This is a genomic window from Flavobacterium sp. (assembly GCF_040402955.1).
Taxonomy (GTDB): domain Bacteria; phylum Bacteroidota; class Bacteroidia; order Flavobacteriales; family Flavobacteriaceae; genus Flavobacterium.
Genome location: NZ_JBBALQ010000007.1, coordinates 16,872 through 32,874, shown reverse-complemented (window position 1 = coordinate 32,874; position 16,003 = coordinate 16,872). Strand labels below are relative to the sequence as shown.

Annotated in this window: 15 protein-coding genes and 1 tRNA gene; 2 read left to right on the top strand and 14 right to left on the bottom strand. The window is 29.9% G+C overall.

Annotated features, from left to right (window positions below):
- Window positions 1-136: 136 nt before the first annotated feature.
- From ABWP78_RS05200 to ABWP78_RS05155, 10 genes are all read right to left on the bottom strand, one after another.
- Window positions 137-352: a DUF6814 family protein gene (locus ABWP78_RS05200; RefSeq protein ID WP_291242863.1), complete on the bottom strand. Its 216-nt coding sequence runs from the start codon at window positions 350-352 to the stop codon at window positions 137-139.
- A 21-nt stretch (window positions 353-373) separates the two neighbouring features.
- Window positions 374-2,185 carry an MFS transporter gene (locus tag ABWP78_RS05195; protein ID WP_353169720.1) on the bottom strand — a complete coding sequence of 604 codons (1,812 nt, stop codon included), beginning with the start codon at window positions 2,183-2,185 and terminating at the stop codon, window positions 374-376.
- Window positions 2,186-2,214: 29 nt separating this feature from the next.
- Window positions 2,215-3,507 (bottom strand): DcaP family trimeric outer membrane transporter, encoded by a 1,293-nt coding sequence (locus ABWP78_RS05190; protein WP_353169719.1) that lies wholly within the window; start codon window positions 3,505-3,507, stop codon window positions 2,215-2,217.
- Window positions 3,508-3,601: 94 nt separating this feature from the next.
- Complete coding sequence (locus tag ABWP78_RS05185; RefSeq protein ID WP_353079916.1) at window positions 3,602-4,021, bottom strand: transposase-like zinc-binding domain-containing protein; 420 nt, start codon at window positions 4,019-4,021, stop codon at window positions 3,602-3,604.
- Between the two features lie 170 nt (window positions 4,022-4,191).
- Window positions 4,192-6,168: an alpha-ketoacid dehydrogenase subunit alpha/beta gene (locus ABWP78_RS05180; RefSeq protein WP_353169718.1), complete on the bottom strand. Its 1,977-nt coding sequence runs from the start codon at window positions 6,166-6,168 to the stop codon at window positions 4,192-4,194.
- Between the two features lie 72 nt (window positions 6,169-6,240).
- Complete coding sequence (locus tag ABWP78_RS05175) at window positions 6,241-6,858, bottom strand: hypothetical protein (RefSeq protein ID WP_353169717.1); 618 nt, start codon at window positions 6,856-6,858, stop codon at window positions 6,241-6,243.
- A 70-nt stretch (window positions 6,859-6,928) separates the two neighbouring features.
- A complete protein-coding gene (locus ABWP78_RS05170) occupies window positions 6,929-7,960 on the bottom strand; it encodes a hypothetical protein (RefSeq protein WP_353169716.1) in 1,032 nt (343 codons plus the stop codon).
- A 62-nt stretch (window positions 7,961-8,022) separates the two neighbouring features.
- The gene (locus ABWP78_RS05165) at window positions 8,023-8,622 is read right to left on the bottom strand and encodes a hypothetical protein (protein WP_353169715.1); all 600 of its coding nucleotides are present in this window, start codon (window positions 8,620-8,622) and stop codon (window positions 8,023-8,025) included.
- Between the two features lie 43 nt (window positions 8,623-8,665).
- Window positions 8,666-9,001 (bottom strand): hypothetical protein, encoded by a 336-nt coding sequence (locus ABWP78_RS05160; RefSeq protein ID WP_353169714.1) that lies wholly within the window; start codon window positions 8,999-9,001, stop codon window positions 8,666-8,668.
- Window positions 9,002-9,114: 113 nt separating this feature from the next.
- Complete coding sequence (locus ABWP78_RS05155) at window positions 9,115-10,479, bottom strand: hypothetical protein (RefSeq protein WP_353169713.1); 1,365 nt, start codon at window positions 10,477-10,479, stop codon at window positions 9,115-9,117.
- Window positions 10,480-10,940: 461 nt separating this feature from the next.
- Here ABWP78_RS05155 and ABWP78_RS05150 point away from each other — a divergent pair, with 461 nt between their 5' ends.
- Both ABWP78_RS05150 and ABWP78_RS05145 read left to right on the top strand, forming a co-directional pair.
- The gene (locus ABWP78_RS05150) at window positions 10,941-11,327 is read left to right on the top strand and encodes a DUF4258 domain-containing protein (protein WP_353169712.1); all 387 of its coding nucleotides are present in this window, start codon (window positions 10,941-10,943) and stop codon (window positions 11,325-11,327) included.
- A gap of 78 nt (window positions 11,328-11,405) precedes the next feature.
- A tRNA-Val gene (locus tag ABWP78_RS05145) sits at window positions 11,406-11,480 on the top strand.
- A 47-nt stretch (window positions 11,481-11,527) separates the two neighbouring features.
- On the opposite strand, the gene ABWP78_RS05140 is transcribed toward ABWP78_RS05145, so the two are convergent.
- The 4 genes from ABWP78_RS05140 to aroC all read right to left on the bottom strand — a co-directional run bounded on the left by ABWP78_RS05140 (window position 11,528) and on the right by aroC (window position 15,985).
- The gene (locus tag ABWP78_RS05140) at window positions 11,528-12,247 is read right to left on the bottom strand and encodes a glycosyltransferase family 2 protein (RefSeq protein ID WP_353169774.1); all 720 of its coding nucleotides are present in this window, start codon (window positions 12,245-12,247) and stop codon (window positions 11,528-11,530) included.
- Window positions 12,210-13,802, bottom strand: a complete 1,593-nt coding sequence (locus ABWP78_RS05135; protein WP_353169711.1) for an ArnT family glycosyltransferase — start codon at window positions 13,800-13,802, stop codon at window positions 12,210-12,212. Before ABWP78_RS05135 ends, ABWP78_RS05140 begins: the two co-directional genes overlap by 38 nt.
- An 850-nt stretch (window positions 13,803-14,652) precedes the next feature.
- Window positions 14,653-14,823, bottom strand: coding sequence for a hypothetical protein (locus ABWP78_RS05130; RefSeq protein ID WP_353169710.1), 171 nt, complete (start codon window positions 14,821-14,823; stop codon window positions 14,653-14,655).
- Window positions 14,824-14,929: 106 nt separating this feature from the next.
- Window positions 14,930-15,985, bottom strand: coding sequence for a chorismate synthase (aroC, locus tag ABWP78_RS05125; RefSeq protein WP_353169709.1), 1,056 nt, complete (start codon window positions 15,983-15,985; stop codon window positions 14,930-14,932).
- Window positions 15,986-16,003 lie beyond the last annotated feature (18 nt).

The following is a 16,003-nucleotide window of genomic DNA, read 5'->3' as shown; positions in this document are numbered from 1 at the left end:
ATTGTTAAAAGTTTTAAAAATACAGATTAATTTGAAAATAGTCAAATATTTAGATGTAATATTTTACAATTAAAAAAACCATCCCTAAAAATAGAGATGGTTTTTAACATTTATTATTAAAATTAAGTAGATCCGATTAGTTATCGTATTCACCTGATAAACAATATTTACCGAAAGTAAATAATCCGTATGCAATAAGTGGACACAATACAAAAGTATATATGATAGCTGGAACTAATTTTTCTCCGCCTTCTTTCCACATACCTAACGCTTGATTGATAAATAAGTAATATACTGCAACAGCACCAATAGCTATCCATACAATCCCTAAAATTCTTTTTATTTTATTCATTTTGTTATGTTTTTAAAGTTATTAATCGTGTGCGTTTTTATCGTTTGATTTTAAGTAAACCACTCCAATAATTAAACAAACTCCTGCTACAATAATTGGGTACCAAAGTCCTTCTAAGTATGGCTTGTCAAATGGTAACGCATCTCCTGCTTCTTTTGCAATGTCATTTGCTTTTTTAGCATTTAACGCTAAGAAAGTAGCTACTGCTGGTAACAGTCCACCAAATATACCGTTTCCAACGTGGTAAGGTAAACTCATAGAAGTATATCTAATTTTTGCTGGGAACATTTCTACTAAGAATGCCGCAATAGGTCCGTAAACCATTGTTACAAACAATACTTGAATGAAAACCATCCAAATTAAATGCCATTTGATGTCATCTGTAATATTTTTAGATACTTCTGTACCATGTTTTAAACTCACACCTGCCGGATGACATTTAGCACCTGAACCTTCTGTGAACGATTTTAATTCTACAGCAGCTAATGTATCAACTTTTGCAGGTTTTTCATCTGGTTTTAAACTGTTTTTAAGTTTAATAGTATTTACAGTTACAACAGAATCTTTAGTAGTATTAAATTTAATCCAAACTTCATTTTTAGCATTTGCTTTCGCGTCAAATTCTATTGCTTTTGCAGCATAAACCGTATCAATTGTAGTATAATGGAATTTTGCTCCTGTATTATATAACGAATCTGATTTTGTGGCAACAAGAATTTTTGTATTCTTAACTGTTGGATCTTTTTTGTCTGCAGCTGTTTTAATTTCTGCTAATGGTGCACCAATTACTTTACAGCTATCGATAACTAATGTGTTACCATTTGCTTTCATTGATTTTTCACTTGCAGATTCATACATTGAAGTATAAATTGGTCGATAAGCTAAAATAGCAATTAACATACCTGCCATCATAATCCATTTTCTGCTCATTTTATCAGATAACCATCCAAATAATACAAAGAAAGGTGTTCCTAATGCTAATGAAACCAACATAATGTTATCGGCAATATCTTTATCAATACTCATTGTTTTTTCAATGAAACTCATGGCGTAAAACTGACCTGTATACCAAACAACTCCTTGCCCCATTGTAGCTCCAAATAAAGCTAATAATACAAATTTGAAGTTTAATTTATTTCCAAAACTTTCCTTTAATGGATTTGTAGATACCTTACCTTCCTCTTTTACTTTAGTAAATACTGGCGATTCATGCATGTTTTTTCTAATCACGTAAGAGATCAAAATCATTAAGATAGAAACCCAAAACGGAATTCTCCAACCCCAATCAACAAAGTCTTCTTTAGACAAAGAGTGTCTTGTGATGTAAATTACAATTAAAGATATAAATAATCCTAATGTAGCTGTAGTTTGAATCCAAGACGTAAAGAAACCTCTTCGGTCTGTTGGCGAATGCTCTGCAACATAAGTGGCCGCACCACCATATTCTCCACCTAAAGCTAAACCTTGTAATAATCTTAAAACAAGAACTAATAAAGGTGCGAAAAATCCGATTGTTTCATAAGAAGGCACACAACCAATTAAAAAAGTAGCACCACCCATTAATAAAAGTGTCACCATGAACGTATATTTACGTCCAATTAAATCACCTAATCTTCCAAAAAATAACGCTCCGAATGGACGTACTACAAATCCTGCAGCAAATGTTGCTAACGTAGATAAGAATGCTGCAGTTGGATTATCTGGTGGGAAAAATTTTGTAGAAAGTAATGTTGCTAAACTTCCAAAGATATAGAAATCGTACCATTCAATCATTGTACCCATTGAGGAAGCGGAAATCACTTTCCAAATTCCAGTTGTCTTTTTATCGCTCATATTTTATTGTATTTAATTAATTTTAAAATTTAGAATGCATATACACAAGAAATCATAAATCTCATATTAGATACATCTTTTTTGTTTAAGTTAGCAGTTCCATTTCCGTTAGCATTTAAATCACCCCAAGTAGCTCCAGTATATTCAATTTCTGGTGTTACTCTGAACTTGTTTTGTTTGAAATCAACTCTTCCAGAAATACGCATTACCTGATCTACTACTCTACTACCAGAAACGCCTCTTACAAAATATGAAGGTATTTCACCAGCATCTGATGTTTTAGAAGTTCCATCGTTAGTTGTCATTCCGAAGAATAATCCTGGTGCAACTTTTTTGTTATTACTTGCAATATCAATCCAGTATGAAGTCGTTTTGTTACCTTCAAATTTCATAGGTTGTCCTGCTGATGCATATCCTGTAAAACCACCTAACATCACTAAATTATACATGTTTTTACCCCTAATTCCATATGCTTTTACAGAAAACTTATCATTTGAATATTTAAAATATCCTACAATAGAAGTACTATTTACAGTTTCTGTAGTTACAGCTTTAGTAGTAGGAGTAACATTATATTCCGTAAGTGGTTGTAACGATTTGTATTCTGCACCTAAACCAGCAATCCAATTTTTGTTTTTAAATTGTAATTGACCATGTAATGTAGGAATGGCAGAATTTATTGATGCTGCATTTTGTGTTGCACCAGTAGCAGCAGCAGTTGTAAATTCTCTTTCTTTATAAGCGGTAAGTGCTCCTGAGAATTTTTTTGTGAAATTTTGTTTTACTCTAACTTGAGATGCCCATCCAAAAGGATTAAACATAATACCTGTACTAAAATTAGCTACACCTGGGAAAACTTCTGGAATAAACGTTGGGTACCAAGTTTGTCCCATTGTTAATGACGTTTTAGACCAATCCATGTTGATGTATGCATGACGTAAACGTAACAATCCAACAGATGCTTCTGTATTTCCGAAGAAATCACCTTCTAATGTTCCTGAAATTTTAGCGCCCCAAACATTTGGACCTTTTACTTTAGTTCCCAAACGAGAAACTACTGAAAGAAAGTTTGATGCACCTGTGTCGTTTAAATCGGCACCATTAACATCTAAAGCTTCATCTAATGGATATAAGTTCAGATTATACTCTCTTACTTGAGCTGATTTTCGGGAATCCCAAATGTAATCAGTTCTAATAAAGCCATACCAGCTTACATCCCACTCTTTTTCTGCTGGAGCAGTTGATGCTGCTGGAGCAGATGTTGTTTGTGAAAACCCGCAATAGGTAGCCGCCACACAACATAAGGTAATTAATTTTTTCATAATTTAATATAGTTTGTATTTGATTAGTGGTGCCAAATTCTAAAAAATAGTAAAACAAAAAAATTTTAATATATATAATTGTAAAGCAGTATAGTTAATCTTTAAATCGTTCCCATTTAATTAGCATAAACTTGTCACCAAGTTCGGTAATTATCATTCCTGCACCGGATAACATTTCTTTATTTTTAAGAAATTCTACCAATTCTAAATGATTAAAAATTTTGTAAGTAGGATGGTAATTAGAATTTTCAGGTTTTTTTATTTTAAATTCTTTAACCCAATTGCTAATTGAAACGTGAGATACGCCAATAATGCGTTCAATCTCTCTAAAACTTAATCCTTCGAGATATAATTGTAAGGCTTTCGTTACGTAATAATCGTCAATTTTTTTACCTAATTTATTGACGCTGAAAAAATAATTGCATGGTTTACACAAATAACGTTGTCTGTTTTTAACAATTCCGCTCTTTACGATCTGATTATTTTGACATTTTGGACAGGCTAAAATTTCCATATATATAAATTTTGCATAAATATACTAAATTAGCAATATAATAAAATAGAATTCCTATTTTTTTTATATTATTTTTTCATTTCCCCTAAAAAACAAGAGAAATAATTATATAAAACATAAAAAAAGCGTAACAAGTACGCTTTTACATTTTTCAAATGTACTATATTTTATTAAAAAGCTATCAATTCTTTTAAAGCTATTTCAAAACGAGTTTTTGGTAAATATTGATCTTCAATAGCTTTCACAAACGGAATTGGGGTTTCTAAACTTCCAACTCGTCTTACAGGTGCGTCTAAATATTCGAAACAATTTTCCATTATTAAAGCCGAAATATCGCTTGAAATTCCACCAAACAAGGTGTCTTCTTGCAGTATAATACATTTTCCAGTTTTCTTAACCGAAGTATAAATAGTATCTAAATCTATAGGTTGAAGCGTTCTTAAGTCAATTACATCTGCAGCTACTTCTGGGTTCTTAGCTAACGTTTCTAATGCCCAGTGCACGCCTGCTCCAAATGAAATAACAGTAACATCCTTACCTTCTCTTAATAAAGCCGCCTTACCTAAAGGAATCGTATAATAATCTGTCGGAACGTCTTGATGAATACTTCTATATAATTGTTTGTGTTCAAAAAACAAAACCGGATTTGGATCGTTAATTGCTGTATTTAAAAGCCCTTTAACATCATACGGAAAAGCAGGATACACCACTTTTAATCCAGGTGTTTTGGTAAACCAAGCTTCATTGGTTTGTGAATGAAAAGGTCCTGCTTGCGTACCGCCTCCACAAGGCATACGCACCACCACATCTGCTTTTTCATTCCATCGGTAATGTTGTTTGGCTAATAAATTGACTATCGGATTAAATCCTGTTGAAACGAAATCAGCAAATTGCATTTCAACAATAGCTTTACATCCGTTTATGGATAAACCCATTCCGGTTGAGACTACAGCACTTTCGCAAATTGGGGTATTTCGCACACGTTCTTTACCAAATTCAGCCACAAAACCATCTGTAATTTTAAAAGCACCTCCATATTCTGCTATGTCCTGGCCCATAATTACTGAATTCGGGTAACGTTGCATGGATTGTCGTAACGATTGTGAAATCGCATCGATAAATCGAATGTTTTCGGTTGCTTCCGATGGGTTGATTTCTTGATGAATATAAGGTGCATAAACATCGTTTAACTCTTCTTCTAAATTAGCGACTACTTCTTCTGCAGCTTGAGTAATTGCCCAATGTTCGTCTATTTCTGCTTTAATAGCTTCTCGAATTTGAGTATCTTCTCTTTCATACAAAACATCGGTGGCGATTAAATATTTTCTATAATTTTCAATTGGATCTTTTTCTGCCCAAATATCCATTAATTCTTGAGGTACATATTTCGTACCACTCGCCTCTTCATGTCCACGCATTCTGAAAGTTAAAAACTCTAACAAAACAGGACGAGGATTGGAAATCATTGATGCTTTTAATTCTGAAATTTTATGGTAAACTTCTAAAATATTATTACCATCAATACTATGGCTTTCCATACCGTAACCTATGCCTTTATCCGCTAAGTTTTCACAACGATACTGTTCGTTAGTTGGTGTAGAAAGTCCGTAACCGTTATTTTCAATAACGAACAACACAGGTAAATCCCAAACCGCTGCAATATTTAACGCTTCATGAAAATCACCTTCAGAAGTAGCGCCTTCACCAGTAAAAACAGCAGTTACTTTACCATTTTTCTTTAATTTATTCGCCAAGGCAATTCCGTCAGCTACACCTAATTGCGGACCCAAATGCGAAATCATTCCAATAATTTTATATTCTTGAGTGCCGAAATGAAAACTTCTATCTCTACCCTTGGTAAAGCCGGTTTTCTTTCCTTGCCACTGTGAAAATAATCGGTGTAAAGGAATATCACGCGAGGTGAATACGCCTAAATTTCTATGCATTGGCAAAATGTATTCGTCTGCATCTAAAGCACACGTAATTCCTACAGAAATAGCTTCTTGTCCGATACCTGAAAACCATTTTGACACTTTACCCTGTCGTAACAAAATGAGCATTTTTTCCTCGATTAGTCGGGGTTTAACTAATTTTTTATATAAAGTAAGTAACGTTTCGTTGCTAATATCTTGTCTATCAAAAATCATAGGTTGTAGGTGTCAAATTTTCTTCAAAAGTAGTAAAAATAACATTTTAAATGAATTTTGTTAGAATAATAATTATTGTAATTTTTTATACCTATTTAAAGTTTCCTGTAAAAAGTCCCTGTAATAAATATAGTCTATAGTATTAGTTTTACTTTTAGTTAGTTTTGAAATTAAAGCAAACCAATCATCTCTATCTAGATTCATAACATTAGTTTTTTTTGAATTATTAAAATAACTAAATAATAATTTCATATTTTCTTTACTCTCGCTTTTGTTTTTGTTACCAAAGACTATTTTATCATGTCTCAAAGATATCTTTGTGCCTAAAACGTGATTAATTTTACCTTGCTTTAAATCATTAAATATCAAATCATATATTTTATCAAAACTGTCTGAAGACAAATTTGAATTTAAATTTGGGGTTCTAGCATTTACTATTTGACTAATTGCTTCAAAATCTTCATTTTGCTTTTCATTTTTAACTTTAAGATTAATATTTTTTTTAGTATTTTGTAAAGCTTCAATTTGTTTATATTGACTATCGATTTGTTTTTTTAATGAAGTAATTTGCAAACCATTTTTTTTACAATAAATATTAATTCGAAACAACAAAAAAAGTATAATAATTATACATAATATTAGAATTAAATTTATGTTTTCTTGTTCAAAAATAAGGTGGAATGATTTCATATTTTTTATGATTTATTTTTAATAATGTATTAAATCTGAAAAATTAATAGTTTTCATTATTTTATTAATTCTAATTGTTACCCATTAAAATAGGCTTTAACTCTAAAACTTTTAAGTCATACTCTTCTTTAGTTATAACACCTAAATCTAATAGTTGCTTCATTTCTTTTACTTTTTCAATCGCAGCTTCCTTTGTATATTTATATTCTGGAATTGTAAGCGGTAGTAAAATATCTTCAGATGAAATATTTTTAAACTCTCCATCATAAATAATTTGGTTGTCGTTGTCTTTTATTGTCAAATAAGTTAACCTTGAATATTCTCCAATAGCTTCCCTATTCATATTTAAAAATAAATATTCAGTAGCATTATTGTCAGATTCAAGCATATTAGTTTTATCAGTAATTACTTTAAATTTATTACTTTTTTCAAGGATTTTAATTATTTCATTTTTATTTTCTTCGGGCATCCAACCAATAATGTTATCTATTACAATTGATTTATATTTAGAATCATTGTTCATTAATATATCTGTTTTTATCTTTTTAAATTTATCGCTTAATTCATTGCTTCTTTTTATATTTTCCTCAACTGTTAATATTGGATTATTATTTTCATCTACTAACGTAAATACTATAACTGCTTTAGGCAAAACCCCAAAACTTTGTTTAAATGTTTCTGTAGAATTAATCAAATACTTTTTACCAATTTTAGTTGTGAAATTTGAAATACCTTCATTGGCTCTTTCAACTAACCTTTTTGTACCAACAAAACCTGAAGAACCTACTTCAGTAACTTTGTAAGCACCCTTTCCTAAATAAATAAATCCAGCTTGATTCATTTGAGCTGACATACTTGCAGATAAAGAGTTTGCAACATTATTTACAGAAGAACTAATATTATTTTGTGTATTTTGAAGGTGCTGAGCTGACTGAGTATCTATTGCAGTTTTTGGGTTAGTATAGGCATCATCTTTCTTTTTTACTTCATAAGTAGTTCCATTAGCATTTGTGCTTTTTGGTGTTACAGTATATGATTGTCCGAAAGTTAATTGACATAACGAAGCCATGAAAATTAAATTGGTTTTAAAAATGTTTATCATAATTTATTAATTATCTTGTTTATTATTGATTCTTTAGTTATTATTTTAAGTTTTAGTTAGTATTATTTTTTTATCCATATTATTGATAAGGATTTTTTGTCAATCTCACTTATTAAAGATAATTCTATTTCTTCAAGTTCTGGTGTATTTGGACCTTGGTTATTGACATTTGAACAAAATTCAAATAACTCATTTTCATGTTGAATTTGTTCTAATTCATTTTCTATATGCTGAACGATTTCGCTTGGGGTGTTTTTATCGTTCCATATTAACTCTACTAATTGATAACCTTCTATTGGAAAGTCAATTGAAATATTAAGATTATTAATGATATTATTAATTTCTTTATTTTCAGATGATTTTACATCTTCAAAAAAAGATTCAATAGAAACATACTCAATTTCATAATCAACCCATTTACAATAAGCACTTAATACGCCACTAAATTGATAATTTTTATAAGTACCATCAAAAACAAATGGAATTGAAACTGAATTTTTTTTAAATCCTAAGCGAATATCAAAACTACTTATGCTATAGTTTTTCAAATAATGTTCTATAGTTCTTAAAAAATCATTTCTATTATTAACTTTATTAAAAACCAATGAGCCATATTCAAAATTCTCACTTTTACTTTTGCTCTGTATGTCTTTTTTACTCATAAAATTATTTTGTAATTTCTTTATGTTTTCAAATATAATAAATTTAACGACTATGATGTACAATTCTAATTAATAAACCATTAACATCAAAAAAGTAACAATTTCCGATTACATTGCCTTTAAATACTGGAATTATACTTTTTATCGTTCCGACTGAATGATACATAACTACAACATCATTTATTCGTTCTAACTTTTCTTGCCAAAAAGCATCTCCCTCCTCAGTTAGATTAAAGTCAAAAGCTTTTAATAATATAAAAACAGCAGGCTTATTTTTGTTTTGCCTGTAAAATGATTTAAATCGCTTTACATTTCTAATTACCTTACCTTGTTCGTCATCATTTAAATACCTTATAAGGTAATTTTTAAAAGTTATCATAATCATTATTTATTAGGGTTAACAGCTGTTTTTTATAAAATAATATATTATTTTGTGTATATTATCAATATGCTCTCGTATTTACTTTGTATATGAATATAGTGCTTTAAAAATTAAAACAACACTTTCATAATATCTGTATACGATTTTAATTCTCCATCATGAATATACATTGTGATTTTTTGTTTTTTGTTTGTTTTAGGTAATTGGGCAAAATCGGATTCTTTGAAATAAACAAGTTTGTTTTCTTTAGTTAAACCCCATAAAACATTTTTGCCATTTGGATTATAGGTGACATTTTTAGTGTATCGAAATAACGCATTACTACCCTTATCAACTAAAACTACACTTGGTAAAGTAACTCTCGTACCATTGTCATCAATATATGATGGAATCACTGTGCCTCCTGTTGGATAACTAGTAGGATAGTCACAATTAACAAATCCAAATTCATTAATTTCTAGAGTTCTGATTATTTTTTCAGCACCGTTTAATTTTTTAATGTCATTTTTTCTATATTCAGTAACAAGAGCATAATAATCTGTCCAGGGCTTTTTTAATAAATCGCGTTGTTTTAATAATTTATCATATTTAATTTTATACAATCTTAATGCAGCATTGTAATCTTTACCCTCTTCAAAAGCTAAATAACATTCACATTTATTTTCTTTTATAAAACTGCCCAATTTTAAAATTGAAACCACTTCATAAATTCCATTTTTCAAAGGTCTTACAATCATTTTCTGTGCATTTGATATTTTACAAGTGGCTACATTTACAGGCTCAAATAAAATATTATTATATTCCTCAATTTCAGGAAATAATCTTGTGTCGTCTTTAATTTTAAAAGAAGCTACTGTAGCTACTTTTGGCATTGGTGGAATTTCAGGAAGCGATTCAAGTTCAGAAGCTTCAGAAACAACTTCAATCTTATCTTTTCCTTTGTCAATCCATGTACCTGTTTTAGCATCCAAATCATATAAATTAAAGTCTTTTGATTTAGTCCAACTCAATACATCAACTTTTATTTTATTTTCTTTATTAACAAATACTTGTAAACCATTATTTGAAGCGTTTATTTCAACCATTCCACCTGATTCAAATGCTTTTTCAATTCCATTTTCAGTATAGTTCATAGGAAAACCAGCAAGATAAAAATCCAAAGGATTATAAAATTCTCTAAAAGAAACTGTAACTTTACTCTGTACTACTTTTCCGTCTTTATCTAAAAAAGCATTTGCAGGAATGTTAATTTTTGCTCCTCCTTTCGAAACTAGAACATTCGACTGACTTGGATTAATTTCAAATTTTTGAAATGGAATATCCAATTCTGGTAAGGGCGGTTGAATCAAAACAGAGGTTTTAACTTTTTCAGTTGTTTTTGATGCAACTGCATCTTTTTTAGCACAACTTCTAATACTTAGAAATAGTAGTAATAACGCGCTAGCTAATACAATAATCTTCGTTTGGGTTTTCATAATTAAAAAATTAGGTTAATAATAGTTTGGTTTTGCATTTCCGTGTAACTGATATCTAATAAGAAAGGATGATTCAGTATATTATTATTAAGTAATTTTTTAATTCATAGAAGGACTTTTCTTAGTTAGATAATATAAAAACGAATAAAATGTTAAAATATTGTTGTAAAAATATAGTAATTGTTAATTAGCTTAATTTTTGTTAAATAATTTGTTTTATAGTAGTTATACTCTGAAAAAAGAAAAAAGTTACAAAAGTTCTAAAAAAAATGAATAATAAATTAATTATAAACGTTATTAAGCAAAACATAAATGCATTATCATACTATTCTCGTATTTACTTTGTAAATGATTTAATTTAATTATAAAACATACTAAAAACAAAAATAATCAACCTCAAAAATAGTTTTTTGACAATCCTATTTATAGTACTATCTTTGCTGTATTAAAATATATTACAGATGTCATTACGATACAGATTAGCATTTTATTTATTCGGATTATTAATTGGATTTTACTTTGTTGGTGAATTTTTATCTGCAAAAGCGACTTCAAGAGGCGTAACCTTTTGTTATTTTCCAAATTGCAGGGTTATAAAAGACATAAGAAGCAAACCTTTTAAAACATCTGCAGCAGTGGATAGCATTTTTGCTAAAAACACAACCACTATGAAAGCCATAGATGAAGCGATTTCTAATGGTGATGTAGATTTTTCAAAAAGCAATATTCCATACAAAAGTGGAAAAAAATACATCATTGAATCTCAATTGGCTGAAAATAAAAAAGTTACTCTTACAATTATAAATGAAACAAATAAAGTTATTTTAGAGGATATACAATTTAATTAATTATTTATATTTTTTTTCTTGCAAATGTAATATTTGAGTGTATATTTGCAATCCTATCGAGAAAATAAAACAAAAATAGGGCAATTAGCTCAGTTGGTTCAGAGCACCTCGTTTACACCGAGGGGGTCGGGGGTTCGAACCCCTCATTGCCCACAAAAAAAACAGATTCAATTTCTTGAATCTGTTTTTTTTTAAATAATTTAAAACTTAAAAAGTCCGTATTTTACTATACAATATAAGGCTCTAAATCCGTCTTTCCAGCCAATTTTCTTTCCTTCTTCGTAGGTTCTTCCATAATAGGATATGCCTACTTCATAGATTCTGATTTTTGGTATTCTAGATATTTTAGCGGTTATTTCTGGTTCAAAACCAAATCTTTTTTCTTTTAGTACTAATTTTTGAATACTTTCTGTACGAAACATTTTGTAACACGTTTCCATATCCGTTAAGTTCAAATTTGTAAAAATATTTGATAGCGTGGTTAAAAACTTATTTCCAAGGGTATGCCAAAAAAACAATATTCTATGTGGATTGCCACCCATAAATCTGGAACCGTAAACCACATCTGCATAACCGTCGATTATGGGTTGTAATAATAAATTATATTCATTTGGATCGTATTCTAAATCTGCGTCTTGAATAATGGTAAAATCACCAGTTGCTTCTTTTATTCCAGTATGTAGCGCCGCACCTTTTCCTTGATTGTAACTATGCTTAAAATATTGAATAGTTACAGTAGGATTTTGTTCGATGTAATTAGTTATCGCTTCTTCTGTATTGTCGTTAGAAAAATCGTTTACAATAATAATTTCTTTTTCAATTTCTTGTAACAAATTAACTTGTTTGATTTTATCTAAAATCAAATGGATGGTTTTTCCTTCATTATATGCAGGAATAATTATGGATAATTTTTTCACAATTATATTTTTTTTTTAATTGAATTAAATAATAATAGTTTAAAGTTTCGGGACGCGTCTCTTCTAATAAAAAAGATAATTTTAGTCTGGTTATTGGATAGTCAGCGAATTTTATTTTTTTTACAATATCATATTTTTGCTTGACCAATTGAAGTCGTTCTTCATTTATATAAAACCAACTTGATTGATTTACTGTTTCAATTGCATCAATACTGATGGTTTTATTTTTTGTGTTTTTCGAATAAAAATTAAAGGCGTGTGATTGTTCATCTATTAAATAAACAGAAGCAGTAGCCTTATTATTTGTTACCCATTTTCCTGCCATAGAATCGGCTTGAAATGATAGTAATTTCGGATAAAAAACAAAACTTAAAAACAAATTTAAAACTATAACATAACTTATTAATTTTAGTGTTCCAGACATTTTAATTGTATTCCTAAAATACAATAATAACAACTGCAACACTATTAAAAAAATAATAATACTATTAAATTCTTTGAAAAACAGTAGCGGATACACAAATAAAATAACGAATACCAAACAACCAAATGCAACATAAATTTTATTCCAAATTTTATATTGAATACTTGTAATTTTATCAAAATAGCTAGCACAAATGATACTTGCAAATGGCAAGGTAACAAAAATATAATGTGGCAATTTATATTTTGACAAAGACAATAATATAAAAAGTACTAAAAAACCACTAAGCGTTATAATTTCAGGAAGATTTTCGGTTTTTTTGAGAATACTATTTTTGATTTTAAGAAATAATCCGGCATATAAAACCAGAATCCAAGGGAAAAAATCCCAACTTATAGATCCAATAAAAAAGTGCCAAGGCAAACCATTGTCCCATACACTTTCACCTGTGATACGACCAAAACTTTGCAACCAATAATAAAAATATAAGCCACTTTGATTTTGTTTTCCATTAATAATTTTTTCAGGATGTAAATCAAATTGTTGGTATAATCCATAAGACATGGGAAGTAACAACAAAGCCACAACTACTAAAAAAACTATCCAATTTATATTAAAAATTTGTTTCCAATCTTTTTTATAAAGTAATTGCAATCCAATAGGCATTAAAACGGCTATGATACCAATTGGTCCTTTGGAAAGCATCGCAAACGCTGTAAAGACAGCACCAAATACTAAATATTTAATTTTATTGGTAAAAAAGTATTCTACCAATAACCAAATAGATATGATGACGCTTGAAGTTAGTAATCCATCTGTTCTTACGTCGTTTGTCATTTGATAAAAAGCTTGACAAGTTGCGAAAATTAGTGTTGCATTTTTAGCAATTTCGTGATTATAATACCGAATGGATACTTTATAAACAGCAAATAAAGAAAGAAGTAACATCAAAAATGTACCCATTTTATATGCAAAATTGCATACCCCAAAAAGACCCATACTTACACTGGAAATCCAAAATAAAAGTGGTGGTTTGTCTAGATAATCCGTTTGCATATCAGTAACTTGCAAATACGAATTATTAGTTAGCATTTCAAACGCAATTGATGCATATTGAGCCGCATCTATTTTCATTATATCAATAAAAAGATTATTGATATAAATGATCAAGATAATTATAAAAAGTAGCTTCTCAACTTTAGAAAAGTGGTTCAATAAATTGCGCACAAACAAGAAATATATTTTTTTATAATTAAAAACCAGGCTGTTAATTAAATTTTTGGTTTGGTTTAGCTACCGTTAATTTAATAAAATTCAAATGTAACACATTAACAGCTAAAAACAAAAAAAATATAATGACTTGACAATTCTGAAGTTCCGATTATACTGCTTTGGGAGATTTATTTCTGCTGATTTTTTTTTAATGCGAAACGTATATTTTTCCCAAAAAATCCCTGAATAGGATTTTCAGAATTAGAATTTGTTAGGTTTTTTGTTAGAAAAGAAACGCCAAAATTTAGCGTTTGGTTCTTCTATCAAAAGCGAAAGGAATTGAGTACGAGCAGAGGGAACAATTTAAAAGAGATGGTGTATAGATACTCCGTAGATACTCCATAGATAGTGTATGGATAGTGTATGTAAAGTATATGAAGCGTGGCTGAAAACCAAAAAATCGGTATTTGTAGATAAAATGTAAGAAGATTGGTATAAAAATATAAAAAAGATACTGTTCTTTGAAGTGCACAAGCATTATGGCAACCTTAAAACTTATTAGTCTTTAAGTTGCCTTGCTACAAAGTCAGGATACTTTGCGTAGCGGAAGTGGAGGAATAAAATAAAAATTATTTTTCTTCCTTATTCTTCATATCTTTTAGTGTGGGATAATTTTCTTCTCTTTGTTTTTTACCAGAATAAAAAATATTCCACATTGTAAAAAAAACGTAAACTATAAAAATTATACCACCTGTAATAAAAAATCCTATACTCATGATGATCTTCTTTGTCGGATTACTAATGCAAATAATAATATCGTACCTGGCCAATGCGCGGAATATAGCGCTTCTTCGCTTCTACCTAACAAACCTAATGTAATTGAATATAACATACAAATAAATGCTAATATTACCGGATACCATTTTAGAACAAATGCCTTCATTTTATTTTTATTTTAATTATTTTTATAAAATTAATATTTTATTTTGATATTCATGTTAAAAAATTGTGAATCTTAGATAAAAAAAATCATTTCTATTAAATAAAATCTATGACGATTGGTGTAACAAAGTGAAATCAGCCAAAACCATAGCGGCTAATGCTTCTACTATGGGCACTGCTCTTGGCACTACACAAGCATCATGTCTTCCTTTGCCTTGTTGGTCTTTAAGTTTTCCGTCTTGGGTTAGAACTTCTTGTTGTTGTAATAGTGTAGCAACAGGTTTAAAAGCCACTCGAAAATAAATATCCATACCGTTACTTATCCCGCCTTGTATGCCACCAGACAAATTGGTTTTGGTACTGCCGTCTTCGTTAAATAAATCGTTGTGCGCACTGCCTTTCATTTCAGCAGCACAAAATCCTGAGCCATACTCAAACCCTTTTACCGCGTTTATAGATAGCATGGCTTTGCCCAGTTGGGCTTGTAATTTATCAAAAACAGGTTCGCCCAAACCAATGGGTACATTTTGTATTACACAAGTAATGGTGCCACCAACGGTATCGCCTTGCTTTTTTATTTCGGTGATGTAGTCTTCCATTTTAGCTGCTGTAGCTTCATCCGGACATCGAACTGCATTGCTCTCAATTTTGGTAAAATCTAAATCTTGGTAAGGTTTGTCAATATAAATAGTTCCAACAGAAGAAACAAAGGCAGTGATTTTAATCTTAGGTATAATTTGTTTGGCAATGGCACCAGCCACTACCCAATTCACCGTTTCGCGTGCCGAACTTCTTCCACCGCCTCGATAATCTCTATTTCCGTATTTTTTATCGTAGGTAAAATCAGCGTGACTAGGACGAAACGTATCTTTTAACTGATCATAATCTTGGGACTTCTGATTTTCATTATCAATCATAAATCCAATAGGCGTTCCTGTGGTTTTTCCTTCAAAAATACCAGACAAAAATTGTACCGTATCGCTTTCTTTTCGCTGAGAAACCAGTTTAGATTGCCCTGGCTTTCTTCGATCTAATTCTGATTGAACAAAATTCAAATCAATAGCAATATTAGATGGACAACCATCAATAATACCACCATAAGCCAAGCCGTGCGACTCGCCAAAAGTTGTTAATGTAAAACGTGTTCCTATTGAATTTGCCATTTAAAATGTTTTTAGCAA

Coding starts and splice junctions, on each gene's coding strand:
- ABWP78_RS05165 (WP_353169715.1), bottom strand. CDS start 8,622: ATGAGTAAAAAAGACATACAGAGCAAAAGTAAAAGTGAGAATTTTGAA.
- ABWP78_RS05160 (WP_353169714.1), bottom strand. CDS start 9,001: ATGATAACTTTTAAAAATTACCTTATAAGGTATTTAAATGATGACGAA.
- ABWP78_RS05170 (WP_353169716.1), bottom strand. CDS start 7,960: ATGATAAACATTTTTAAAACCAATTTAATTTTCATGGCTTCGTTATGT.
- aroC (WP_353169709.1), bottom strand. CDS start 15,985: ATGGCAAATTCAATAGGAACACGTTTTACATTAACAACTTTTGGCGAG.
- ABWP78_RS05155 (WP_353169713.1), bottom strand. CDS start 10,479: ATGAAAACCCAAACGAAGATTATTGTATTAGCTAGCGCGTTATTACTA.
- ABWP78_RS05180 (WP_353169718.1), bottom strand. CDS start 6,168: ATGATTTTTGATAGACAAGATATTAGCAACGAAACGTTACTTACTTTA.
- ABWP78_RS05195 (WP_353169720.1), bottom strand. CDS start 2,185: ATGAGCGATAAAAAGACAACTGGAATTTGGAAAGTGATTTCCGCTTCC.
- ABWP78_RS05200 (WP_291242863.1), bottom strand. CDS start 352: ATGAATAAAATAAAAAGAATTTTAGGGATTGTATGGATAGCTATTGGT.
- ABWP78_RS05190 (WP_353169719.1), bottom strand. CDS start 3,507: ATGAAAAAATTAATTACCTTATGTTGTGTGGCGGCTACCTATTGCGGG.
- ABWP78_RS05135 (WP_353169711.1), bottom strand. CDS start 13,802: ATGAAAATAGATGCGGCTCAATATGCATCAATTGCGTTTGAAATGCTA.
- ABWP78_RS05185 (WP_353079916.1), bottom strand. CDS start 4,021: ATGGAAATTTTAGCCTGTCCAAAATGTCAAAATAATCAGATCGTAAAG.
- ABWP78_RS05150 (WP_353169712.1), top strand. CDS start 10,941: ATGTCATTACGATACAGATTAGCATTTTATTTATTCGGATTATTAATT.
- ABWP78_RS05130 (WP_353169710.1), bottom strand. CDS start 14,823: ATGAAGGCATTTGTTCTAAAATGGTATCCGGTAATATTAGCATTTATT.
- ABWP78_RS05175 (WP_353169717.1), bottom strand. CDS start 6,858: ATGAAATCATTCCACCTTATTTTTGAACAAGAAAACATAAATTTAATT.